The following is a 22,770-nucleotide window of genomic DNA, read 5'->3' on the forward strand; positions in this document are numbered from 1 at the left end:
CCTGACGAGCAGACGAAAGGGCGCGCGGGGTCACTTGCGCGCTTTTTGTTGTGGGAACCTCTCCGGTTCGTCCCAGCGAAAGCGGAGCAGAAGGGTGCGCTGGTAACGCATCATATTATCGTCCGAAATGATCCAAATGTGCCGGCCCTCAGAATTTTCGGTCACGGCTAGGCCTTCGTAGTTCTCCTTGGGAATATCGTCTCCGGTTTCGGCAATAAGTCGTAGTTCGACGGTGTTTCCGGGGGCAATCTCGTCCGTGTCGAGGATCGCGAAGGCCGTATCGAATGCGGGCGGGATCGCAAAAACCAGTCGCCTCAACAGCACGAGAATACGGTTCTCGTCGAGTACCGCCATATCGACCGGGCTATATCCGTCCGGTACGATCACGCGGAGCGGCGCGCCGCTCGCCCCGGCCACCGGATCGTCCTCGAAGACCACTGCTCGGTGGATCTCGTCACCCCAGCTTTCCGGGTCTTCCTCGATCGCCAGGAAGCGACCGTCGCTCAAACGGACGAACGCCTCTGCACCGGTATTGTCGCCCCAATTAGCAATTAGTGCCGGTTCGACAGTCCCCTGAACATCCAGCTCCGGTCCGAACCGGCGAATGGAGTTCGTGCCCTCGTATGCGCCCCAAAAGGTCCCGCTTTCAGGATCACGCGTAAGCGATTCGAGGTCCGCCAGGATCTTGTCGGTATCGCTCGCCGTCCCGAACCAAAGCAGATCCGGAGAGGGCCCTCTTCGATCCGGACGGCTGAAGATAAGGCGGCGGCCGGTATCGCTGGCTGCCATGAGCCTGTCGTCGGGCAGGGAAACGAGCGCGGAATAGCCGCCGAACATGTTGCGAAAGCCATGCAGGGTCCAGCCCCCGTCGAGCACCAGCGGCCCGAAACGGCCCTGCTCGATTGTCAGGGGCGCGATGGCCACCGTGGGGTTGCGCACCTTCGGTTTGGGCGGCGAGTGCACGAAGGTGCCAGGCGCAAGTGCTGCCACAACCAGCAGCGCGAGCGCGAGCCGTACGGGGCGCATGTCAGAAAGCGTCCGTCATCGGGCAGCCGCAGTTCGGATCAGGGCATCGGCCCGAGGAAGAGCAGCGGGTCGAGCCGCGCATTCTTCCACTTGATGCTCCAGTGGAGATGCGGCCCTGTGGCGCGACCCGAGGCTCCGATGCGGCCGAGCGGCTGGCCCTGCTTTACAGCCTGGCCATCGCGCACGAGCAGCTCCGAAGAATGGAGGAAGGCGCTGTTGAGGCCCTGTCCATGATCGATGATGAGCAGCTGACCCTCGAGACTGAAATCGCGCTCGGCTAGCGTTACTATGCCGTCCGCCGGGGCGACATAGGTCGTGCCTGCGCCGCCCGCGATATCGAGGCCCGAGTGATAGCTCCCCGGCTCGCCGCGGTAGATGCGCTGCGATCCGAAGCGGCCCGGAATGCGCCCGCTGACCGGCCAGATAAAATCCTGCCGCCAACCTTCGGCACCGGTACGCTCCTGTCGGGCATCCCAGATCGCGGCGAGTTCCGGGCGGCGGCGCTGCATGAAGCTTTCCGAAGCGCCCCCGGCTCGTCGCGCGACATTCACGCGCTCGATATTCCAGTCGCGCGGAGCGATGGTGAGCGGACTGCGGATCGTGCGGCCATCCGCCAGCGTCGCGACGAGTTCTGCCGAGGCGCCCGCATCGCGGTCGAACGCGGCGAAGAAACGACCCTCGTCATCGAATGCCACCTCTTCCTCACCGAGCTGCAATTTCGTCGCGCCGCCCGGCGCAGTGCCACGGATCCAGCCGCCTTGCGTCAGTTCTCCATCGAAGCTGAACGTGGCCGGACGGGTCGGCTCGGACGGGGTCGGACTAGGTGCGGGAGTCGGCGTGCGAACAGGCTGGACGACCTCCGTCGGCCCTGCAGGCTGAACGCTTTCCGAAGGATCTGGCTGCGATACACAACCGGCAGTAATCAGGACTAACGGCGCGACCCGTGCGAAACTCACGGCTTCAGCCGCTCGGTGGCGAGCTGGGGACTCGCATAAGGCTCTTGGTGCTCCACCGACCAGTAGCGCAATTCGTCCAGCGGGATCGGCACGCCGCTCATGGCGCAGATCACGTGCTGGCCGGGGCGCAGCACGCGAAACCCGCTCGGCCCGTATTGCAGTTTGGCTTCGCCGTTCGACGGCGAGGAATTCTTGTTCATCAGCATGGCGTAAATCCTAGCAGGTCCACCTTAACCGAACAAATCATCCTGCCTGGGCGGTGTTCCGGTGGCAGAGGGCGTTCGCTTCGGTTTCGGCGCGACCGGTGCATTGCCGGTCGTTACCTCCAACTCGCCATCGCGGAACTTGAGCGTCAGTGCCGCCTCCTTCGCAGCCTCCGCCCGGTCGGTCACCGTACCGCTCGACCCGATCACGCGGACATATCCGCGCTGCAGAGGCCGGTCGGGGTGCAACTGCTCGGCAAGTCGCACCAGCGATGCGAGGCGCTCACGCCGCTCCGATAAAGGCCGTTCGATCAATGTGCGCGCCAGGCGGATGCTATCGAGCCGCCCGCGCGCCTCGCGCAGCCGACCTGTCACCAAGGCAGGCGAAAGCCGCAATTCGCCCAGCCGCTCCCGCCCCCTGGTGGCGCGATCGCGCAGCCCCTGCTGCAATCGCGCGGCCAAATCGTCGAGCTTTTGTGCCTGCGGTTGTAGCAATGCCTCGCGCTTCGGCAGGCGTTGCACGCGCGCCTCCAGCCGCTCGCGGCCCACCTGGACCGGGCGCAGGATCGCACGTTTCTTGCGCGCCTCGAAATCCGCCAGCACCGCGGCAAGCTCGGCGCGCACCGGCACCGCCATTTCGGCGGCGGCGGTCGGCGTCGGCGCGCGGCGGTCGGCCGCATAGTCGGCCAGTGTGGTGTCGGTCTCATGCCCCACCGCGCAGATCGTGGGGATCGGGCAGTCGGCGATGGCGCGGACCACCGCTTCCTCGTTGAAGCTCCACAGATCCTCGATCGAACCGCCGCCACGCGCAACGATAACGAGGTCCGGACGGTCGGGATGGTCTTCCGGCATAGCGGAAAAGCCGCGCACCGCGCCTGCCACCTGCTCCGCCGCGCCCTGCCCCTGCACCAGCACCGGCCAGACGATCACGCGGCTGGGAAAGCGGTCCGCCAACCGGTGGAGGATGTCGCGGATCACCGCGCCGGTGGGGGAGGTCACGACGCCGACGGTGCGCGGCAGGAAGGGCAGCGCCTGCTTGCGCTCGCTGTCGAACAGCCCTTCCGCCTGCAATCGCGCGCGGGTCTTCTCGAGCAGCGCCAGCAGCGCGCCCTCGCCCGCCAGTTCCATGCGCTCGATCACGATCTGGTATTTGGAGCGGCCGGGATAGGTCGTCAGCTTCCCGCTCGCGACCACTTCCAGCCCGTCTTCCGGATTGAACGGCAAGCGGCCTGCATTGCCGCGCCACATCACCCCGTCGAGCACGGCCTTCTCATCCTTGAGCGCGCAATACATATGCCCGCTCGCCGCGCGCTTCACGCCCGACAGTTCGCCGCGCAGGCGCACGAAGCCGAAGCGGTCCTCCACCGTGCGCTTCAGCGCATTCGATATTTCGCTCACCGTCAGCGGCTCGGCGTTGTCGCCCGCGCGGCCCTTCGCTACCAAGTTCGCATCGTCAGTATCTGGTGGGAAATCGGAAGCCATGAATATCCTGTTGCTCGGGTCGGGCGGGCGCGAACATGCGCTGGCTTGGAAACTGGCGCAATCGCCGCTGTGCGACAAGCTGTGGGCGGCACCGGGCAATCCCGGCATCGCACAGGAGGCGAGCTGCGTCACGCTGGATGCCACCGACCACGAGGTAGTCATCGCTTTCGCGCGAGAGAACGACATCGGCCTGGTTGTGATCGGCCCGGAGGCTCCGCTGGTCGACGGCCTCGCTGATTCGCTGCGCGCCGCGGGCATCGATACCTTCGGCCCTTCGCAGCAGGCGGCGCAGCTCGAGGGCAGCAAGGGTTTCACCAAGGAGCTGTGCCAGCGCGCAAACATCCCCACTGCGCGATACGAGCGCTGTACCTCGCTGGAGGCGGCGTGGGGCGCGCTGAAACGGTTCAAGCCGCCCTTCGTGCTCAAGGCCGACGGGCTGGCCGCGGGCAAGGGCGTGGTGATCGCCGAGACCTATGAGGAAGCGCAGGAAGCGCTGAACGAAATGTTCGACGGCAAGTTCGGCAGCGCGGGCAGCGAGGTCGTGATCGAGCAGTTCCTGATGGGCGAGGAGGCGAGCTTTTTCGCCCTGACAGACGGCGAGACCATCCTCCCCATCGGCACCGCGCAGGACCACAAGCGGGTGGGCGAAGGCGATCGCGGCCCCAACACTGGCGGTATGGGCGCATATTCCCCCGCCCCGGTGTTGACCGATGAACTTCAGGCGCAGGTCATGCGCGAGATCGTGGAGCCGACAGTGCGCACCATGGCCGCCGAGGGCACGCCCTATTCGGGCGTGCTCTATGCCGGATTGATGCTGACCAGGGACGGCCCGCAACTGATCGAATACAATGCGCGCTTCGGCGATCCCGAATGCCAGGTGCTGATGATGCGGCTGGAAAGCGACCTCGTCGAGCTGATGCAGGCCTGCGCGCGCGGCACGCTGGCCGAGGTCGCCACGCCCGCGCTGTCGGACGATTTCGCGCTGACCGTCGTGATGGCGGCAGAGGGCTATCCCGGCACGCCGAAGAAAGGCGGGACGATCGATCTGGGGCAGGCGGAGGCCGGCAGTGCCAAGGTCTTCCACGCCGGCACCGCGATGGAGGGCAGCAAGCTGGTGTCGAGCGGCGGCCGCGTTCTCAACGTCACGGCCACCGGCGCAAGCGCGACCGAAGCGCAGCGCGCCGCCTATGCCGCAGTCGACGCGATCGACTTTCCGGACGGCTTCTGCCGCCGCGACATCGGCCAGAGGGAAGTGCGGCGCGAGCAGCATGGGTGAGGCGTGTCGAGCGGCTTTGGGGCCGCTCTTGGGTTGCGGGGAAGATAGAACGGATAAACCGGAAGTGGGTGGAAAGCGGACATCCGAGTAATGCAGAAAAAATCAGACAAAGAGTGAGATTGTCATGCCGAAAAGCGCGAACAGTGCAAATACGCCCCAAGCTATTACGACATAGTTCACTACGTAGCGGCCCACGGTTTTTGCCGTAGTCCGTGGTCTGACAATCCTGAAACTGAAGGCAAAGATTGCAGCGCCATAGGCTGCAACTCCGAGAAGGAGGAAGCTTGTTGAAATCGAGCGGGGTTCAACGAAGAACAACGGGACTAGAGTAGCGCCCAATGCAGCCTGCGCCGGAGCAAACGCCAATCCGAACTGACGTTCAGCGGCTTTGTTTGCCCTCTGTGTCACAAGCCATTCCGGTTCGTCAGGTTGTGGTGGAGGTAGGTGCATTCCAATCCGATCTATAAAATCAAGCTTTCAGGACATTTGCAGGTTCACAGAACGTCAGCAATCGGGCCGTAAGCGAAATGACAGATTTTGGCTGCTTTTTGTAGGATAGCGGTCAATCTCAAGGACGCCACCTTCCGCTCTTTCCTACAGGTGAGCCAGTACGGTATGATCGGGATGCTCTTTGAAATCATGCTCACTCCCAACGCAAAAAGCCCCGCCGAACGAGCGGGGCTTTTGCATTTTCGGAATGCGTCCTTATAAATATACCGGGGGCCGCGGTAATGTGTTTCGTCAACTTGCGTTTCGCACACCAGGCCGTCACGGGGTGACGTCGAAAAACGGACCTAGCCCAGCTTCTGGCTCACCAGTGCCTTCAGATCTGCTTCGCTCCGCGCGCCGTAATGGCTGATGATCTCAGCCGCACAGATTGCGCCCATGCGGAGGCAGGTTTCGAGGTCCTCGCCGCGCGCGTGGCCGGTGAGGAAGCCCGCAGCGAAGAGGTCGCCTGCGCCGGTGGTGTCGACCACCTTCTCGACCGGCTCGGCAGCCACTTCGGCGCGGGTACCGTCGGCGATGGCTACGGCTCCTTTGGCGCTGCGGGTGGCAACGATCACCGGGACCTTGCCCTCCAGCGCGGCGAGGCCGGCGTCGAAATCGCTCTCGCCGGTCAGCGAGGCGAGCTCGTGTTCGTTGACGAACAGGATGTCGATCTGCCCTTCCTCGATCAGCGCGCGGAAATCGTCGCCGTGGCGGTCGATTACGAAACTTTCGCTGGCGGTAAAGGCGACCTTGCGCCCGGCCTTGCGTGCAACGTCGATCGCGTGGCGCATGGCGCTGCGCGGTTCCTCGGGGTCCCAAAGGTAGCCTTCGAGGTAGAGGATGCCGGCGCTGGCGATCAGCTCGTCGTCGAGCGCTTCGGGCGGCAGGAACTGGCTCGCGCCGAGGAAGGTGTTCATCGTCCGCTCGCCATCGGGAGTCACGAAGATGAGGCAGCGCGCAGTCGGCGGCTCTTCGTCGCGGGCAGGCGTGTCGAAATCGATGCCGACGGCGCGGATATCGTGGCTGAACACATCGCCCAGCTGGTCCTTCGCCACCTGGCCCACGAAAGCGCATTGCGCGCCCAGCGCGCTCATCCCGGCGAGCGTGTTGGCAGCCGAACCGCCGGAAATCTCCTTGGCCGGCCCCATGGCGGAATACAGTTCCTCTGCCCGCTCGGTATCGACCAGCGTCATCCCCCCCTTGGCAAGGCCGAGGTCCTCGATCAAATCGTCTTTACAGGGCGACATCACGTCGACGATCGCATTGCCGATGGCGATAACGTCGTAACGGGGCTGGGTCATGGGTACTCCGGTGGTCTGGATTTTCGATATGTCGGGCGCGGTTAGCGGTTCATCGGGGGAAGGCCAAGCGCGGCGTTGACTTGATGCCCGCCGCCGCCCAATCGGCACGGCAATGATTTCGCTGCCCCGCGCCCTGTCCCTCGCCCTCGGCCAGCTTGGCGATTCGGCCATCCTGCGCGTGCTCGGCAAGAGCTTGGCGGTGACGCTGGCTATCTTCGTGGCGGCGGCATTTGCGCTGAATGCGGCCCTGCCGTGGCTGCTGTCGCGCTGGATTAACCTGAGCGGCGAGGTCTACGCCGTTCTGTCGATCCTCATCTTCGTGATCGGTGCGTGGCTGCTGTTCCGCATCGTCGCGCTGGCCGTGTTGCAATTCTTCGCCGATGAAGTCGTTCATGCGGTCGAGGCGAAGCACTATCCCGCCCATGCCGCCGGGGCGCGCAAGGTGCCGTTCGGTGAAGAGCTGTTGAACAGCCTGCGCGCCACAGGCCGGGTCATCCTGTTCAACCTGCTTGCCGCGCCCATCGCCGTGGCGCTGCTGTTCACCGCCATCGGCCCTGCGATCGTGTTCTGGTTCGTCAACGCCCTGCTGCTGGGCCGCGAGTTGCAGGACATGGTCTGGCTACGGCACAGGCGTGACGCAGTGGAAGTCCAGCCGATCGGCGGCCTGACCCGTTTCGCGCTGGGCGGCGTCGTCGCCGGCCTGCTGGCAATACCCTTCATCAACCTTCTTGCGCCCATTATCGGCGCGGCGAGTGCGACGCATCTGGTCCACCGCAGCACACGGAAACCGATCGACCATGCGCAGTAGCGTCCTCCTCGTCCTCCCACTCCTCGCTGCCTGCGCGACCACGCCGAGCGGACCCGCGGCACCGACGCAACAGCCGCGAGCAGAGCCTCCGCCGCAGGACATCGTCACCGCTCCTTCGAGCGGCGGTTTCATCGCCCCCCGCGTCATGAACCTGCCTGGGCTGGAGGGCGTGATCGGCAAGAACGAGACTGCACTGGCCAATCTGTTCGGCCCGCCCCGCCTGACGGTAAAGGAAGGCGATGCGCGCAAGCTGCAATTCGTCGGCCCGGCCTGCGTGCTCGACATCTATCTCTACCCCCTTGAACCGCGCGGCGAGCCGAGCGCGACCTTTGTCGACGCGCGTCGGGCCAGCGACGGGCTGGACGTGGACCGCGCCGCCTGCGTGAAGGCGCTGCGCCGCTAACCCGGTCTTAAGCAAACCGCGCTAGCTTCCTCGCGACGTGAAACTTACGGGAAGTGGGCAGGCAATGAGCGTGCATTTCGGCGAATTGGCGAAGAAGATCGGCGCGGACGGCGCGATTACTGGCGCGGACGTGCTTGCATTGCGGCGCGAGGCTTGGCCGGACGGGCGCATCTCGCAAGGCGAAGCCGAGGCGATTTTCGCGCTCAATCACGAGCTGGCGACCAAGCCCGCCGAATGGGTCGACTTCTTCGTCGAGGCACTAGGCGAATATGTGATCAACCAGCGAGCGCCGGCAGGCTATGTCGATGCCGAGAACGCGCAATGGCTGATGGGCCAGATCGATGCCGACGGACAGCTGGGCTCGATGGCCGAGCTGGAACTGCTGGTCCGCGTGTTCGAGCGGGCGCAGAACGTGGCGCAGTCCCTTAAGGACTATGCGCTGAAGCAGATGGAAAAGGCGGTCATCGAAGGCACAGGTCCGACCCGCGATGGCGGCGCGCTGGAAGCAGGCAATGTCAACGCGACTGAAGCGAAGCTGCTGCGCCGCGCGATTTTTGCGCCGGCCAGCGAGCGACCCGCTGCGGTCGGTCCGAACGAGGCGAGCATGCTCATCCGCCTGAAAGATGCGACGCTTGGCGCGGACAACGATCCGGAATGGAAGCGGCTGTTCGTGCAGGGTGTCGGGAATTACCTGCAGGGCTACAGCGCCGAGAACGCGCAGATCAGCCGCGAGCGGGCCGGCGAGTTGCAGGCCTTCATGGCCGACACCTCCTCCAGCGTCGGCGGCTTTCTCGGCCGCATGGCGAAATCCGCACCGAACTCCTTCGGCGTCGTTTTCGGGCGAAAGGATTATGATCCGGCGCGCGAAGAGCTTGTCGCCGAGGCCGAGGAAGTCACCGGCGACGAATCGGCCTGGCTGGCGGCGAAGATCGAAGCGGACGGCAAGGTCGACGAATACGAGCAGGCGCTTCTCGACTTTCTCGCCGAGGACTGACTAGGCCTTACTGGCTGGGTGCAATCGTAGCCGATATCCGGTCGATCTAGACCATGAAGCTTTCGCCGCAGCCGCAGGCGCCTTTGGCATTGGGATTGTCGAACACGAAGCCGGCGGTGAAGTCGTCCTCAACCCAGTCCATCGTGCTGCCGATCAGGTAGAGCACGCTTGCGCTGTCGATGTAGAAGATGCCGCCCGGGGTTTCGATCTTCTCGTCGAACTTCGCCTCTTCGGTGACGTAATCGACCGAATAGGCGAGGCCCGAACAGCCACGGCGCGGAGTCGAGAGTTTCACACCGATGGCATCCTCGGGCGCTTTCGCCATCAGGTCGGCGACACGCTGCTCGGCGCGCTCGGTGAGGATGACGGCGGCCTTGGGAGCCGGACGTGTAGTGGTCTCGGTCATCAGAGCATCCCCAGTTCGAGGCGCGCCTCATCAGTCATTTTTTCGGGGCCCCAGGGCGGATCCCAGACGAGATTGACCTCGGCATCGCGGACGCCCGGCACACTGGCGGCGCGTAGTTCGACCTCGCCCGGCATGGTCTCCGCGACCGGGCAATGCGGCGTGGTGAGCGTCATGGTGACGGTTACGTCGCTCTCGTCGTCCACATCCACGCCATAGATCAGTCCCAGATCGTAGATGTTCACCGGGATCTCGGGGTCGTAGATCTCTTTCAGCGCGGCAACGACGGCCTCGTAAAGATCGCCGCCCGGCGCGCCTGCGGGCACGTTTTCCGGCTTCTTCTGCAGGAAACCTTCGAGATAGTCGCGCTTGCGCTCCATGCTTTCGCGGGGAGACTCCTCCGTATCGACGGCATCCTCGACGCGTGCGCGTTTCGGCTTTTCGGGCGGCTTGCCCACAACGGCATCAGCCGGCGAGGGAGCCGCAATGAAATCCTGGTCGTTGTTCGTTTCTTCGCTCATCCGAAGATCCTTTGGGTACGGTCTATGCCGCGCAACAGGGCGGCGATATCGCTTTCGTCCGAGTAGAGCCCGAAGCTTGCCCGCGCGGTCGCGGGGACGCCGAGGTGCTCCATCAGAGGCTGTGCGCAGTGGTGTCCGGCACGGATCGCGACATTCTCTTCATCCAATATGGTGCCGAGATCGTGGGGATGAACCCCCTCCATTGCAAAACTGACGATCCCGGCACTCTCGTCGGGTCCGAACAGCGTCACCGAATTGAGATTGCGGAGTTCGTCGCGCAATTGCCGCGCGAGGCCGCTCTCGTGGGCAAACAGCCTGTCGGGACCCATCCCGGCGACATAGTCGATCGCCGCATGCAATGCGATCGCCTCGGTGATCATCGGCGTGCCTGCCTCGAAACGCTGCGGCGGCGGGGCATAGGTGGTTGTGTCGAATGTGACCTTGTCGATCATCGCGCCGCCGCCCTGCCATGGGGGCATTGCATCGAGGATCTCCTCGCGCGCCCACAGCACGCCGATGCCCGTGGGGCCGTAGAGTTTATGGCCCGACCAGGCGTAGAAATCGCAATCGAGCGCCGCCATGTCGAGCGCCATCCGCGGCGCGGCCTGGCAGCCGTCGAGCATGATCTTCGCGCCGACCGAATGCGCAAGGTCCGCCGCCTTGCGCGCATCAAGGATGGAACCCAGAACATTCGATACGTGCGCAAGAGAAACCAGTTTGGTTCGCGGCGTCAGCAGCGCCTCGAGCGCGCCAAGGTCGATCCGGTGGTCCTCGGTCAGCGGGCAGACGTCGATCTGCGCACCGGTCCGCTCGGCGACCATCTGCCAGGGCACGATGTTGGAGTGATGCTCCAATGTGGACAGGACGATCCGGTCGCCCTCGCCGATCTGCGTCATGCCCCAGCTGGCGGCGACGAGGTTGATTGCCTCGGTCGCGCCGCGCACGAACACGACTTCGTTCTCGCTCCGTGCGCCCATGAAGTCTGCGACCCGGCGGCGGGCGGCTTCGTACCCCAGCGTCATCTGGGCCGAGCGACCATAGACCCCGCGATGCACCGTCGCATAATCGCGGCCGAGCGCATGGCTCATCGCATCGATCACCGGATGCGGCTTTTGCGCCGTCGCGGCCGTGTCGAGATAGTGCCACGGCGCGCCGTCGCCCGTTACGAGGCCGGGGAAATCCGCTTTGCGCGTCAGAGTTGCCGTCTCGTTCACAGGTTCCGGTCCACCTTGGCGAGCGCAACGTCCATCAGTTCGTCGCGCAAAGCCTCGTCGTCGAGATTGACCAGCGCATCGCCGAGGAAGGCCTGCGCGAGCAGGCGCTTTGTGAGCTCCGGCGAGACACCGCGCGCCGCCATGTAGAAGCGCGCATTCTCGTCCAATTGGCCGACGCTGGCGCCGTGGGCGCACTTTACGTCGTCGGCAAAGATCTCGAGCTGCGGCACGGCGTTCACGCTCGCGCCCTTTTCCAGCAGCAAGCCCTTGAAGTCCTGCGCCGCGTCGGTCTTCTGCGCATCGCGCACAACGTCGATACGGCCGAGGAAATTGCCCGTGCCATGACCCCAATGAACCGCCCGGACGACCTGATTGCTGGTCGCCTCGGGTTCGGCATGGGTCACATGCGTAACGAACTCGCGTACGGTTTCCCGCCCGCCGACCGTGATGCCGCCAAGCTCGAAATGCGCGCCTTTCTTCAGCACGACCTCGATCTCCAGCCGCGCGAATTCGGCGGAAGCAAGCACGGCAAAGAGCTCGCAGGTCGCGCCCTCGCCCACGGTCACGCGCCAGCGGTGCAATTCGGTCGGCTTGGTCGCCTCGCCATCGGCCACGACCAGCGTATCGCGAAAGCTCTCGCCGGCGGGCACATCTATCGTGCGCCATTGGTCGAGCGGCACGCCCTGCAGCCGCTCGACGCGCGAATAGCGCCAGGCTTCGTCCTTGCGGGTGGGAAGATCGGCGACTTCGCTCATAGCTCGCCTGCCCGGCTCTGCGCGAGGCGCATGACGGCCGTCTTGTGATAGGCATCCATGCACGGCACCGCGCCTTCGGCGATGGCCTGCACCTGCGCCTGCTTTTCCTTGCGGGCGATGTCGGACGCCATCACCTCGTCGATCTGCGGAGCGAGCTCGCCCATGCAGGTCAGCATCGCGCCGCAGCGGATCGCATCGACCATCTCGTCGCCGCTGCTTTTCTTCGTGCGGCAGGTGAGCTTGCTGTCAACCTTCGCGAGGCCGCCGTTCCATTCGTGCATCCGCTCGCCGATGACGACGATCTGTTCTTCGACCTCGGTCTGGGGTTCGGGCGCAGCATCCTGCGCCGCAGCTGCGTCGGGCAAGGCCAGCATCAGGGCAATCGCAAGCGTCCTCATGCCGCCATCACCGCGTCGTAGCCCTCTTCCTCGAGCCGCACGGCCAGCTCCGGCCCGCCGGTCTGGACGATGCGGCCCTGCGAGAGGATCGAGACCTTGTCGGGCTTCACCACTTCGAGCAGGCGCTGGTAGTGCGTGATCAGCAGCACCGCCTTGTCCGGGGCGCGCATGATCGAATTGATGCCTTCGCCCACGACGCGCAGCGCATCGATGTCGAGACCGGAGTCGGTTTCGTCCAGCACGGCGAACTTGGGATCGAGAATGCCCATCTGGACCATCTCGGCGCGCTTCTTCTCGCCGCCGGAAAAGCCGACGTTGACGTGACGCTTGAGCATTTCGGGATCGAGCTTGAGCAGCGCGGATTTTTCCTTGGCGAGCTTGAGGAATTCGCCGCCAGTCAGCGGTTCTTCGCCGCGCGCCTTACGCTGCGAATTGAGCGCCTCGCGCAGGAACTGCACGTTGGACACGCCGGGAATCTCGACCGGGTACTGGAAGCCGAGGAACAGCCCCGCCGCCGCGCGTTCGTGCGGCTCCATGTCGAGCAGATCCTCGCCGTCGAAACGCACGCTGCCGCCCGTCACTTCGTAGCCGGGACGGCCGCCGAGCACATAGGACAGCGTGGACTTGCCCGCGCCATTGGGCCCCATGATCGCATGGACCTCGCCCGCGGGCACGGTCAGCGTAAGGCCGTTGAGGATGGTCTTGCCGTCTATCTCGGCAGTGAGGTTTTCGATTTCGAGCATTTACCTGTCGTTCCTGCGCGGTCCGCCGGTGCGGTTCGGGCGCGAATAGTGCTGGTTGGGATTGGCCTCGCGGTGGGCGCGGGCCCGGGCTTTCTTGTCTGCGATCCGCTCGCGCATCGCGATGGTGAGGCGTTGGAGCACATCGTCCATGTTCTCGAGGATTTCTGCGGCGGGAATGCGCATCACGCGGATGTCGACCGCCTCGAGGCTCTTGTCGCGGCGCTTGGCCAGCGTCTCGTCCGCATCGTCCTCGTCGATCATCACGGCGAGGCCGAGGTTGTGGCAGTTGAAATCGACGATTGCGCTGCCGACGACGGCGTGGCGGGTGAACTTGTAGCGGCCCATGTCGGCCTCGGCGAATTTCTTCGCCAGCGCCTTGTGCGCCTGGGTCGAATGTCGCCGCAAATCGCGCGCGCGATCATGCAGCGCGTCGAGCCGCTTGTCCGAAATCTCCCACCCGCGGCCCTTCTTCTTGAGCGCGGGAGTGTCGTCGGCGATCTCGGATGGATCGCGGAGCTGGAGGGTCTTGCGGTCGGTCATGCCGCCTCTTCCTCTCCAAACCAATGTAGGCGCATAGCGTGAAGAAAGGCGGGATCTGTGACCGGATATGGGCAAGCATCCCCTAGTACCGAATCTATACCACAATCAGGACAAAGGGCGGTGAAAGGGTCCGGCGCCTCCGAATAAGTGCCTTGGGTCTCTTCAATCCACTCTTCGATGCTCGCAGGCGAAAAGATCGATTCACAGTGGAAACAACCGCACTCATTGCTTTGGCGTAGGAGCATTCGATTGGTCGCGGCAAGCCGGTGAGCCGCTTGGATTATTTGTGGGTCGAGCATCACCCCACACTCCCCTCGAGCGAGATCGCCAGCAGCTTCTGCGCCTCGACGGCGAATTCCATCGGCAGCTCTTTCAGCACCTCTTTCGCAAAGCCGTTGACGATCAGCGCCATCGCTTCCTCGTCGTCGAGGCCGCGCTGCATGGCATAGAACAGCTGGTCGTCGCTGATCTTGCTGGTGGTCGCCTCGTGCTCGATCTGGGCGGTGGGGTTCTTCACCTCGATATAGGGTACGGTGTGCGCGCCGCACTGGTCGCCGATCAGCAGGCTGTCGCATTCGGTGCGGTTGCGCACACCATCGGCATTGGCTGCCACGCGCACCATGCCGCGATAGGTATTGTCGCTCTTGCCTGCCGAAATGCCCTTGGAGATGATCGTCGAGCGGCTGCCCTTGCCGTTGTGGATCATCTTGGTGCCGGTATCGGCCTGCTGGTAATTATTGGTCACCGCGACCGAGTAGAACTCGCCCACGCTATCCTCGCCGTTGAGCACGCAGCTGGGGTATTTCCACGTCACGGCGCTGCCGGTTTCGACCTGCGTCCAGCTGACCTTGCTGCGCGCGCCCTGGCACAGCGCGCGCTTGGTGACGAAATTGTAGATCCCGCCGACGCCTTCCGAATTGCCCGGATACCAGTTCTGGACGGTCGAGTATTTGATCTCGGCATCTTCCATCGCGACCAGCTCGACCACGGCGGCGTGCAGCTGGTTCTCGTCGCGCATGGGGGCCGTGCAGCCTTCGAGGTAGCTGACGTAGCTGCCCTTTTCGGCCACGATCAGCGTGCGTTCGAACTGACCGGTATTCTCCGCATTGATGCGGAAATAGGTGCTGAGCTCCATCGGGCAGCGCACGCCTTCGGGTACGTAGACGAAGGTGCCGTCGGAAAAGACTGCGCTGTTGAGCGTGGCGAAATAATTGTCGTGCTGCGGCACCACTTTGCCGAGCCACTTCTTCACGAGGTCCGGATATTCGCGGATCGCCTCGCTGATGGACAGGAAGATGACGCCGGCGCGCTTCAACTCCTCGCGGAAACTGGTGGCGACGCTGACGCTGTCGAACACGGCGTCGACGGCGACCTTCTTGGCGCCCTTCACGCCCGCCAGCACCTCCTGCTCGCCGAGCGGGATGCCGAGCTTGTCGTAGACCCGCTTGATCTCGGGATCGAGGTCGTCGAGCGAATCGAGCTCCACTTTCTTCTTCGGCGCCGCGTAGTAATAGGCATCCTGGTAATCGATCTCGGGATAGCCGAGCTTCGCCCAGTTCGGCTCTTCCATCTCCTGCCACAGGCGAAAAGCCTTGAGCCGCCAGTCGAGCATCCATTCGGGCTCGCCCTTTTTGGCCGAGATGAACCGGACGGTGTCCTCGTTCAGGCCCTTCTCGGCAAATTCGGTCTCGATGTCGGACGACCAGCCGTGTTCGTACTCGGCCGCCTTCTCGGCAGCTTCACGGGCTTCGCGGTCCTGAATATCGATATCTTCGCTCATGCCATTTCTTCCATTCGTGCGAGCTGCGTCAGCGGGATGGCCGCCAGCGCGCCGCGCAATGCATCGTTCACGACCGGCCAGTGCGGCTTGACCGAGCAGTCATGCTCGACCGAGCATTCCGTGCCTTCGACGCAGGCGGTCAATGCGATCGGCCCCTCGACGGCCTCGACGATATCCGCCACGCTGATTGCTGCTGCCGGGCGGGCCAGTTGCAAACCGCCGCCTGCGCCGCGCGTCGAGCGGATCAGCCCGGCTGCGGATAGCTTGCTCACCAGCTTCTGCACCGTCGGCAGAGGCAATCCTGTTTCACCCGCCAGTTCCGCAGCATTCGTCCGCTCACCACCACAGTGCCGCGACGCGGCGCACATCGTGACGACAGCATAATCTGCAAGATTGGATAGGCGCATAGCTCGTTCGTATTAAATCGGACCAAATCGTTCCGATTGCCGAACTAATGGTCGAGACACGCATTTTCAACGCATTTCCGCCAGTTGCGAGTCGTTAGCAGCTAGCGGATTTCCTTGCCGAGCTGCTTGGCTTCGCCCGATCCGAACAGGTCGACCGAGCCGTAGCCTTCCGGCCCGAGCATGTCGTGGACCGGCGATTTACCTTCCGGCAACAGGCGCTTCGGCGTCCGCCCGGTGAAGAAACGGATTTCCTTGATGAGGTGCGCCTGGTCGTAAAAGGCCTCGCGGATGTCGGCCTCCATTTCCTCCGAAAGCTCGGGGAGCGAAAGGAGCGTCGCCGCGCGGACTGCGCGATAGCGGCGGACGAGCCGCACGGGGGACTGTCCGAAGAATTGCGCCACGAGTCGCTGCACCTGACGGCGCGAATAGGGCAGGCTCTCGTAAAGTTCTTCCAGATCGGGGCGGAAGGAGGCAGACAGCCATTCCAGCGTCCGGTCGATGACGTTAAGATGTGCCTCCGGCAGGCGCGAGAGGCTGTGACGCACGACATCGGCCATGGCGTCGAGGATGCCCTCGTCGTCGAGTTGGCCCTTGCGCCAGCGCTGCGCCAGACCTTCGAACACTTTTGCGCGATCCTCGCTCAGCACCCGGTCCGGCTCCAGGAAGCAGTCGTGGTGTTCGTTCACCGGCAAGCCGGTCATCGCTGCCCAGCCCCGGAAATTCAACGAGACGCCAAACATCTTGGCGGGCCCCTTGATATGGAATTCGCGCGCCTGGCAAAGCGGAGCGAGAAAGAAAGCGTCGCTTGTCTCGCCGACCTGGCCATCGTCGAACTGCATCCGGCCGACGCCTTCGACAAAGGTCGTCATCTGGCCGGAATAGGCCGGCAGGACATCGACCAAGTCGGCATCCTCACAACGCCACACGTACAGGGAGTTCAGGTACCGCGAAAGATCGTCGGGCGCGGCGACGAAATGAAAAAGATGCTGCTCTTCGTCTGGTGAATCGTCAGCCAACTGCGCCCCCGCCGCTTTGCCCCGATGATAAATTGTATAAATACGTCATTGCTGCGAAGCGCAACCCGCTGTCAACAAACAATCCAGCCACACGCGTATGACAGTCGACAAAAAAAGGGCGGCCCCAATACAGAGCCGCCCCTTGAAGTCGAGAACTCGTTGCAATGCTGCTCCGAGCCCTTCGGGTCGCAGGAGTGTGATAGACCGAGTCTGTTACATTTGATTGTATGCAAGCGACACTATCGCAAAATTCGTTATTGATGGCGCGCAATATGTGCCCCCGAGACCGGCCATTGCGCGGAATCTCGACAAGGTTGCGGGCCTTCGCCATAGGCGCGCCATGCTGTTCGATCTCGCGCGCCCCGCTCTCTTCCTGCTCGACCCGGAGCGCGCCCATCGGCTGACGATCCGGGCACTGGCAGCTATGCCGAGCCGCGCTGCCGGCAGCAAGGGGCAGGAGAACGCGCTGGGCATTCGCGTTGCCGGGATCGACTTTCCCAATCCTCTCGGCATGGCAGCCGGCTTCGACAAGGATGCCGAAGTGCCCGACCAGCTGCTAGGGCTGGGTTTCGGGTTTACCGAGGTCGGATCGATCACTCCGCGCCCGCAAGCCGGCAATCCCAAACCGCGCCTGTTCCGCCTGGTCGAGGACCGCGCGGTGATCAACCGGATGGGCTTCAACAATGCCGGGTCGGAGATCGCACGCAAGAGGCTCGAAGCCCGCCGAGGGCGATCCGGAATCGTCGGCATCAACGTCGGCGCGAACAAGGATAGTGAGGACCGCACGGCCGACTACGCCGATATGACCCGCATCATGGCCCCGCTGGCATCCTATCTGGCGGTCAACATTTCCAGCCCCAATACGCCCGGTCTGCGCGCGTTGCAGGACGAAGGCGCATTGAATGGCCTGCTCGATGCCGTGCTGGAGGCCCGGGGCGGCAAAGGCCCGCCGGTGTTCCTGAAAGTCGCGCCGGACCTCGAGCCTGCGGACATCGACGCGATCGCGCGCATCGCGATGGACAAGGGGCTCGGCGCACTAATCGTCTCCAATACGACCATCCGGCGCCCGGCGCTGCGGTCATCCGATGCGGCCGAAACGGGCGGCCTGTCCGGGCAGCCGCTGCGCGACCTCGCACAGCAGCGATTGCGTGACTTCCGCAAAGCCACGGGCGGCGTGCTTCCGCTGGTTGGAGTCGGCGGCATCGCGAGCGCCGAAGATGCTTGGGCGCGTATCCGCGCCGGGGCCAGCCTGGTGCAGCTCTACAGTGCGATGGTCTATGAAGGGCCGGGCCTGCCGCGGCGCATCCTTCGCGGCGTGGAGCGGCTGATGCAGCGCGACGGCTTCGCTTCGATTGCCGAAGCGGTCGGAAGCGAATAGCAAGCGGCGGCATGAACCGCCTCGTACTCGCTTCGCTCCTCGCGCTCCCGCTCGCCGGTTGCGCCACCTATCCCGCCGATTCCGCGCCTGACGATGGTGCAGCCGCTGCTTCGCCTGTCTGGGCGGTCAGCGCCGCCGATCCACGCGCGCAGGAGGCAGGCGAAGGCATCCTGCGCAAGGGCGGCAGCGCAACCGACGCAGCCATCGCCACCATGCTCGCACTCACTGTAGTTGAACCGCAAAGCTCCGGCATCGGGGGAGGCGGCTTCATGGTCCGTGGCACTGCCGATGGTGGCGTGACCAGTTACGACGGGCGCGAAACCGCTCCGTCCGGCGCAACGCCCGAGTGGTTTTTCGGCGAGGATGGCGAATTGCCGCCGTTCATCGAATCGGTCCGCAGCGGTCTCAGCGTCGGCGTGCCGGGCAATATCGCTTTGGCGGCGAAGGCGCATGCCGAACATGGGCGCTTGCCCTGGGCGGAGCTGTTCGAACCGGCGATCGCGTTGGCCCGCGACGGCTTCGAGATCAATCCGCGCATGCACAATTCGCTGACGAGCGCCAAGAACCGTGCGGCGTTCAGCGAGAGCGGCCGGGCGTTGTTCTACGATGCCGCCGGCGAGCCGCGGGCTGTCGGAACGCGGGTGGTGAACGAGCCGCTTGCCCGGACCTTCGAGGCGATTGCCGCAGGGGGCAGATCCGCGTTCTATTCCGGCGATCTCGCCGCGGAGATCGCCGCGACCGTCGCCGCGGACACGCCGCGAGCTGGCGCGATGACCGCCGCGGACGTCTCCACTTACGAAGCGAAAGAGCGCGACGCGCTGTGCGGCGATTATCGCGGATATCGCGTGTGCTCGATGGGCCCACCGACATCGGGCGGGATCGCCGTGCTGCAAATCCTCGGCCAGCTGGAGCGGTTCGACCTGACCGCGCTGGGTGCCGAAAATCCGGTCACCTGGCACCTCTTCCTCGAATCCCAGCGCCTCGCCTATGCCGACCGCGAGCTTTACGCGGCCGACAGCGATTTCGTATCCGTCCCGGTGCGCGGCCTCGTCGATCCGGACTACCTCGCAGCGCGCTCGTCGTTGATTTCCGCCGACAGCACCATGGGCGAAGTTACAGCGGGTACGCCGCCGGGCGCACCGCAGGCGCTTGGCGACGGCGACGAGCCCGAAGAGCAGGGCACCACGCACTTCGCGGTGGTCGACGATGCGGGGACCATGGTCAGCTATACCTCGACCGTCGAGGGGCCGTTCGGTTCGGGCCTGATGGTCGGCGGCTTCTTCCTCAATAACGAGCTCACCGATTTCAGTCGCGCGCCGGAGGTGGACGGGCAGCTGGTCGCCAATCGCGTCGAACCGGGCAAGCGACCGCGCAGCTCGATGTCCCCCAGTCTCGTTTACGATCCCTCCGGCCAGCCCTTCATGGTGGTCGGCGCAGCGGGCGGGGGCACGATCCCGGTGCAAACCGCGCGCAGCATCATCGGGGCGATCGATTTCGGACTGGGCGCGGAAGAGGCGCTCGGCCTGCCGTTCCTGATGGCCTTCGGGGACCGTGTGCTGCTGGAAGAGGGCACTTGGCTCGAAGCACAGGCCGATGCCTTTCGCGCGCTGGGCCATGGCGACATCATGATCCGCGAGGCGCCGGTCAAGGCAGGCGCAATCCTGCGCGGAGCCAGCGGTTGGAATGCCGCCCGCGATCCGCGGCTCGAAGGCCAGCTGGAAACGCCGTGATCGCGCCGCCGCTTGCCGTGACGATGCCGGACGCTTAAGCCCCGCGCTCAACGGGGCGCAGACCCTTCACTACTTCGAGGAGCGGAGCCGTGCTGGCCGACATCGATACAGCGAACAATCTCGTCGAGCTTTTCCTGAAGCGCGCCGACGAAAAGGGCGACAGCGCTTTCCTCGGCGCCAAGATCGACGGAAGCTGGCAGACGATCAGCTGGGCCGAAGCCGCCAACCGGGTCTGCCTGCTGGCCGAGAACCTGCGTGCGCTTGGATTGCGCGATGGGGACCGGGTGTGTCTCGTCTCCGAAAACCGCCCCGAATGGTGCATTGCCGATCTCGCGATCATGGCGGCGGGCTGCATCACCGTGCCGACCTACGTAACCAATACCGAACGCGATCACGTTCACATCCTCGACAATTCGGGCGCAAAGGCAGTCATCGTCTCGACTGAGAAGCTGCTACGCCCCCTGCATGGCGCGCTGCAGGCGTCCGGTGTCGCCGAACACGTCATCGGCATCGAGGACCTCCACCGCCAGCAATCGGGCAGTTTCGAATTCCATACCTGGGCGAAGATGACTGCCGGAGATGCTGCAGCCGCACGCAAGGCCGTCGAGGAGCGGGTCGCGTCGATCGGTCGCGGCGACACCGCCTGCATCATCTACACCAGCGGCACGGGCGGCGCCCCGCGCGGGGTCAAGCAGCATCACGGTGCGATCCTGTGCAATGCGGCCGGGGCGGCGGAAATCCTGAGCGAGGATTTCGGCATCGACGACGACGAGCGTTTCCTCTCCTTCCTGCCGCTCAGCCATGCCTATGAGCACACGGGCGGCCAGTACCTGCCGATCGGTGTCGGCGCGCAGATCTATTATGCGGAAGGGCTGGAAAAGCTCGCCAGCAATATCGAGGAAACCAGGCCGACCATCATGGTCGTCGTCCCGCGCCTGTTCGAAGTGCTGCGGACGCGCATCATGAAGCAAGTCCAGAAGCAGGGCGGGCTGGCCGAGAAACTGATGAACACCGCGTTGGAAGTCGGCGAGCGGCGCGCCGAAGGGCGCAGGCAATTCGGCGACGGCGCGAAGGATTTCGTGGTCGGCAAGCTTCTGAAACCAAAGATCCGCCAGCGGTTCGGCGGACGGGTGAAGGCGATGGTGTCGGGTGGCGCGCCGCTCAATCCCGAAGTCGGCGTATTCTTCGAATCGATGGGTCTCACCATGCTGCAGGGCTACGGCCAGACCGAGGCCGGGCCGGTGATCAGTTGCAATCGCCCCGCTGCCGGCATCAAGATGGACACGGTCGGCCCGCCGATGCGCGGCGTCGACATCAAGATCGCCGAGGATGGCGAGATCCTCTGCCGCGGCGAGCTCGTGATGCACGGCTACTGGCAAAACCAGGGCGAGACCGAGCGCACGATCAGGGACGGCTGGCTGCATACCGGCGACATCGGCCATCTCGACGACAAGGGCCGGATCGTCATCACCGATCGCAAGAAGGACATGATCGTCAACGACAAGGGCGACAATATCGCCCCGCAGAAGGTCGAGGGCATGCTGACCCTCCAGCCCGAGATCGGCCAGGCCATGGTCGCGGGCGACAAGCGGCCTTACATCGTCGGCCTGATCGTGCCCGATCCCGAATGGCAATTGGAATGGTGCCAGGCGCAGGGCAAGAAGTTCGACTGCAAACAGCTGCAGGACCTGCCCGAATTCAAGGCCGCCGTTCGCGCCGCAGTCGACCGGGTGAACAAGGACCTGTCGGTGACCGAGAAGGTCCGCCAGTTCGCCATCGCCGACGAGCCCTTCACCATCGAGAACGAGGAAATGACCCCCTCGATGAAAATCCGCCGCCACAAGATCAAGGAACGCTACGGCGAGCGCCTTGACGGGTTGTATCGGGGTTAGATTTCACCCCGTTTGCAAGCAGCATGGATTTGCCCGAACTGGACGACCATGAAATGATGTACTGTACATAGCCTATTTAGAAGTTCGCGCATTTCCGCTCGCTCGTAACGTTTGACTCCCATGTCTTTCCGCTCACCGCTGAGATAGGTGAAAAGCCGAAAGTCTGCTGCCGGCCCAGCGATTGTCATCACTCCGTGAGCAAGCCAAAGTCTATGTTCGTCGTGGAGGTGCCGCCAATCGTCAAGTTTAGCCGCAGCGACTTTTGAATGCCCTGCGAACTCGTGTGTCGTGAATGCCGACGATAGCGCTCTCATACGAGCGGCATGCCCGGGATGCACACCTTCCGGGTCAAGTGAGACCTTCGCGTCACGCATAGCTTCGAGACAATTTGCGACCGCAAGCTCGCCCATGGCGAAAAAATTCAGACATTCCGCTCGCCAAAAAGATGGTAGCGGATCGAAAGTCTCGAAGTCGGTTGGCTCTTCGGCGAGCCGAATCGCGGTCATCTGGAAAACGTCGGCATATCTAAGCCGCCGCTTCCTCGATGAATTCCGGGTAAAAACTCGGCGCGCGGTCGCTCCAACCCGGGGCGGTAGCGGCGGCCTCACTCAGGCTTTGCAGCAGCATCTTGCGGCGCTCCGGACGGATATGCGGCAGGGCGGCGGCGGCGCAGAAGGCGCTCGGCAGCCAGGGCCGCGCTTCGGCGGAGATCAGGCGTTCGTAGAGGAAGCGGAAGGCGGAAAAGCTGTCGATCCGCTCCTGCGCCAGGTCGAAGGCGGCCACGCGGGTCAGCTTGCCGACGAAGGGTTCGATCGCATCGAAGCCCGACGCCACCGGGATCGACTGGCGCAGCGCCTTCAGCTCCTGATAGGCGACATACTGGCTGCGGATCGCGGCATTCTCCACCGCATCGCGGCCCCAGATGCGAAACGCATCGCAGCGCCCCAGCCCGATATCGAGGCTGCGACGGATGTAGCGCTGCTCGGCGGCGGTGAAGCCGGCGAACTCGCGCATTTCGGCGATGGTCAGCGAAGCGGTATTGGTAACGGCCATGA

Annotated in this window: 24 protein-coding genes; 7 read left to right on the forward strand and 17 right to left on the reverse strand. The window is 64.2% G+C overall.

Annotation, left to right across the window (positions count from 1 at the left end; all coding sequences use genetic code 11):
* Window positions 1-30: 30 nt before the first annotated feature.
* Genes P8R33_RS12820 through xseA form a run of 4 tightly spaced genes read right to left on the reverse strand, consistent with a single transcriptional unit; the run spans window position 31 to window position 3,667 of the window.
* A complete protein-coding gene (locus P8R33_RS12820) occupies window positions 31-1,026 on the reverse strand; it encodes an esterase-like activity of phytase family protein (RefSeq protein ID WP_278329356.1) in 996 nt (331 codons plus the stop codon).
* Window positions 1,027-1,064: 38 nt separating this feature from the next.
* A complete protein-coding gene (locus P8R33_RS12825) occupies window positions 1,065-1,982 on the reverse strand; it encodes a M23 family metallopeptidase (protein ID WP_278329357.1) in 918 nt (305 codons plus the stop codon).
* Complete coding sequence (locus P8R33_RS12830) at window positions 1,979-2,188, reverse strand: DUF2093 domain-containing protein (RefSeq protein ID WP_278329358.1); 210 nt, start codon at window positions 2,186-2,188, stop codon at window positions 1,979-1,981. Before P8R33_RS12830 ends, P8R33_RS12825 begins: the two co-directional genes overlap by 4 nt.
* Window positions 2,189-2,212: 24 nt before the next feature.
* Window positions 2,213-3,667, reverse strand: a complete 1,455-nt coding sequence (gene xseA, locus P8R33_RS12835; RefSeq protein ID WP_278329359.1) for an exodeoxyribonuclease VII large subunit — start codon at window positions 3,665-3,667, stop codon at window positions 2,213-2,215.
* On the opposite strand from xseA, the gene purD reads away from it, so the two are divergent.
* Window positions 3,666-4,943 (forward strand): phosphoribosylamine--glycine ligase, encoded by a 1,278-nt coding sequence (gene purD, locus P8R33_RS12840; RefSeq protein ID WP_278329360.1) that lies wholly within the window; start codon window positions 3,666-3,668, stop codon window positions 4,941-4,943. The two genes, xseA and purD, sit on opposite strands and share 2 nt — an antisense overlap.
* 794 nt (window positions 4,944-5,737) lie before the next feature.
* Here the strand turns inward: purD and P8R33_RS12845 are convergent.
* A complete protein-coding gene (locus tag P8R33_RS12845) occupies window positions 5,738-6,733 on the reverse strand; it encodes an adenosine kinase (RefSeq protein ID WP_278329361.1) in 996 nt (331 codons plus the stop codon).
* Window positions 6,734-6,845: 112 nt separating this feature from the next.
* On the opposite strand from P8R33_RS12845, the gene P8R33_RS12850 reads away from it, so the two are divergent.
* The 3 genes from P8R33_RS12850 (at window position 6,846) to P8R33_RS12860 (ending at window position 8,938) form a co-directional block, all read left to right on the forward strand.
* A complete protein-coding gene (locus P8R33_RS12850; RefSeq protein WP_278329362.1) occupies window positions 6,846-7,541 on the forward strand; it encodes an EI24 domain-containing protein in 696 nt (231 codons plus the stop codon).
* Complete coding sequence (locus tag P8R33_RS12855) at window positions 7,531-7,944, forward strand: hypothetical protein (protein ID WP_278329363.1); 414 nt, start codon at window positions 7,531-7,533, stop codon at window positions 7,942-7,944. Before P8R33_RS12850 ends, P8R33_RS12855 begins: the two co-directional genes overlap by 11 nt.
* Before the next feature lie 64 nt (window positions 7,945-8,008).
* The gene (locus P8R33_RS12860) at window positions 8,009-8,938 is read left to right on the forward strand and encodes a hypothetical protein (RefSeq protein ID WP_278329364.1); all 930 of its coding nucleotides are present in this window, start codon (window positions 8,009-8,011) and stop codon (window positions 8,936-8,938) included.
* Window positions 8,939-8,984: 46 nt separating this feature from the next.
* On the opposite strand, the gene P8R33_RS12865 is transcribed toward P8R33_RS12860, so the two are convergent.
* The 10 genes from P8R33_RS12865 to P8R33_RS12910 form a co-directional block, all read right to left on the reverse strand.
* Window positions 8,985-9,344 (reverse strand): HesB/IscA family protein, encoded by a 360-nt coding sequence (locus tag P8R33_RS12865; protein WP_278329365.1) that lies wholly within the window; start codon window positions 9,342-9,344, stop codon window positions 8,985-8,987.
* Window positions 9,344-9,862, reverse strand: a complete 519-nt coding sequence (locus tag P8R33_RS12870) for an SUF system Fe-S cluster assembly protein (RefSeq protein ID WP_278329366.1) — start codon at window positions 9,860-9,862, stop codon at window positions 9,344-9,346. The genes P8R33_RS12865 and P8R33_RS12870 overlap by 1 nt, the downstream gene beginning before the upstream one ends.
* Window positions 9,859-11,076 (reverse strand): cysteine desulfurase, encoded by a 1,218-nt coding sequence (locus P8R33_RS12875; protein WP_278329367.1) that lies wholly within the window; start codon window positions 11,074-11,076, stop codon window positions 9,859-9,861. Before P8R33_RS12875 ends, P8R33_RS12870 begins: the two co-directional genes overlap by 4 nt.
* Window positions 11,073-11,831 carry a SufD family Fe-S cluster assembly protein gene (locus tag P8R33_RS12880; RefSeq protein WP_278329368.1) on the reverse strand — a complete coding sequence of 253 codons (759 nt, stop codon included), beginning with the start codon at window positions 11,829-11,831 and terminating at the stop codon, window positions 11,073-11,075. Before P8R33_RS12880 ends, P8R33_RS12875 begins: the two co-directional genes overlap by 4 nt.
* The gene (locus P8R33_RS12885) at window positions 11,828-12,229 is read right to left on the reverse strand and encodes a hypothetical protein (RefSeq protein ID WP_278329370.1); all 402 of its coding nucleotides are present in this window, start codon (window positions 12,227-12,229) and stop codon (window positions 11,828-11,830) included. Before P8R33_RS12885 ends, P8R33_RS12880 begins: the two co-directional genes overlap by 4 nt.
* Window positions 12,226-12,972 (reverse strand): Fe-S cluster assembly ATPase SufC, encoded by a 747-nt coding sequence (gene sufC, locus P8R33_RS12890; protein WP_278329371.1) that lies wholly within the window; start codon window positions 12,970-12,972, stop codon window positions 12,226-12,228. The genes P8R33_RS12885 and sufC overlap by 4 nt, the downstream gene beginning before the upstream one ends.
* Window positions 12,973-13,512, reverse strand: coding sequence for an endonuclease domain-containing protein (locus tag P8R33_RS12895; RefSeq protein WP_278329372.1), 540 nt, complete (start codon window positions 13,510-13,512; stop codon window positions 12,973-12,975). It lies immediately after the preceding gene.
* Between the two features lie 298 nt (window positions 13,513-13,810).
* Window positions 13,811-15,292 carry a Fe-S cluster assembly protein SufB gene (gene sufB, locus P8R33_RS12900; protein ID WP_278329373.1) on the reverse strand — a complete coding sequence of 494 codons (1,482 nt, stop codon included), beginning with the start codon at window positions 15,290-15,292 and terminating at the stop codon, window positions 13,811-13,813.
* The gene (locus P8R33_RS12905; protein ID WP_278329374.1) at window positions 15,289-15,699 is read right to left on the reverse strand and encodes an SUF system Fe-S cluster assembly regulator; all 411 of its coding nucleotides are present in this window, start codon (window positions 15,697-15,699) and stop codon (window positions 15,289-15,291) included. The genes sufB and P8R33_RS12905 overlap by 4 nt, the downstream gene beginning before the upstream one ends.
* A gap of 101 nt (window positions 15,700-15,800) precedes the next feature.
* A complete protein-coding gene (locus P8R33_RS12910) occupies window positions 15,801-16,715 on the reverse strand; it encodes a helix-turn-helix transcriptional regulator (RefSeq protein ID WP_278329375.1) in 915 nt (304 codons plus the stop codon).
* Window positions 16,716-17,055: 340 nt separating this feature from the next.
* On the opposite strand from P8R33_RS12910, the gene P8R33_RS12915 reads away from it, so the two are divergent.
* The 3 genes from P8R33_RS12915 to P8R33_RS12925 all read left to right on the forward strand — a co-directional run bounded on the left by P8R33_RS12915 (window position 17,056) and on the right by P8R33_RS12925 (window position 21,715).
* Window positions 17,056-18,093 carry a quinone-dependent dihydroorotate dehydrogenase gene (locus P8R33_RS12915; protein ID WP_278329376.1) on the forward strand — a complete coding sequence of 346 codons (1,038 nt, stop codon included), beginning with the start codon at window positions 17,056-17,058 and terminating at the stop codon, window positions 18,091-18,093.
* Between the two features lie 11 nt (window positions 18,094-18,104).
* A complete protein-coding gene (ggt, locus tag P8R33_RS12920; RefSeq protein WP_278329377.1) occupies window positions 18,105-19,823 on the forward strand; it encodes a gamma-glutamyltransferase in 1,719 nt (572 codons plus the stop codon).
* An 89-nt stretch (window positions 19,824-19,912) separates the two neighbouring features.
* The gene (locus P8R33_RS12925; RefSeq protein WP_278329378.1) at window positions 19,913-21,715 is read left to right on the forward strand and encodes an AMP-dependent synthetase/ligase; all 1,803 of its coding nucleotides are present in this window, start codon (window positions 19,913-19,915) and stop codon (window positions 21,713-21,715) included.
* Here the strand turns inward: P8R33_RS12925 and P8R33_RS12930 are convergent.
* Both P8R33_RS12930 and P8R33_RS12935 read right to left on the reverse strand, forming a co-directional pair.
* On the reverse strand, window positions 21,712-22,221 hold the full coding sequence (locus P8R33_RS12930; protein WP_278329379.1) for a hypothetical protein: 510 nt from the start codon (window positions 22,219-22,221) through the stop codon (window positions 21,712-21,714). The genes P8R33_RS12925 and P8R33_RS12930 overlap by 4 nt on opposite strands.
* A gap of 19 nt (window positions 22,222-22,240) precedes the next feature.
* A complete protein-coding gene (locus tag P8R33_RS12935; protein WP_278329380.1) occupies window positions 22,241-22,768 on the reverse strand; it encodes a hypothetical protein in 528 nt (175 codons plus the stop codon).
* Between the last annotated feature and the right edge of the window lie 2 nt (window positions 22,769-22,770).

Source organism: Qipengyuania flavescens, from assembly GCF_029688735.1.
Lineage (GTDB): Bacteria > Pseudomonadota > Alphaproteobacteria > Sphingomonadales > Sphingomonadaceae > Qipengyuania.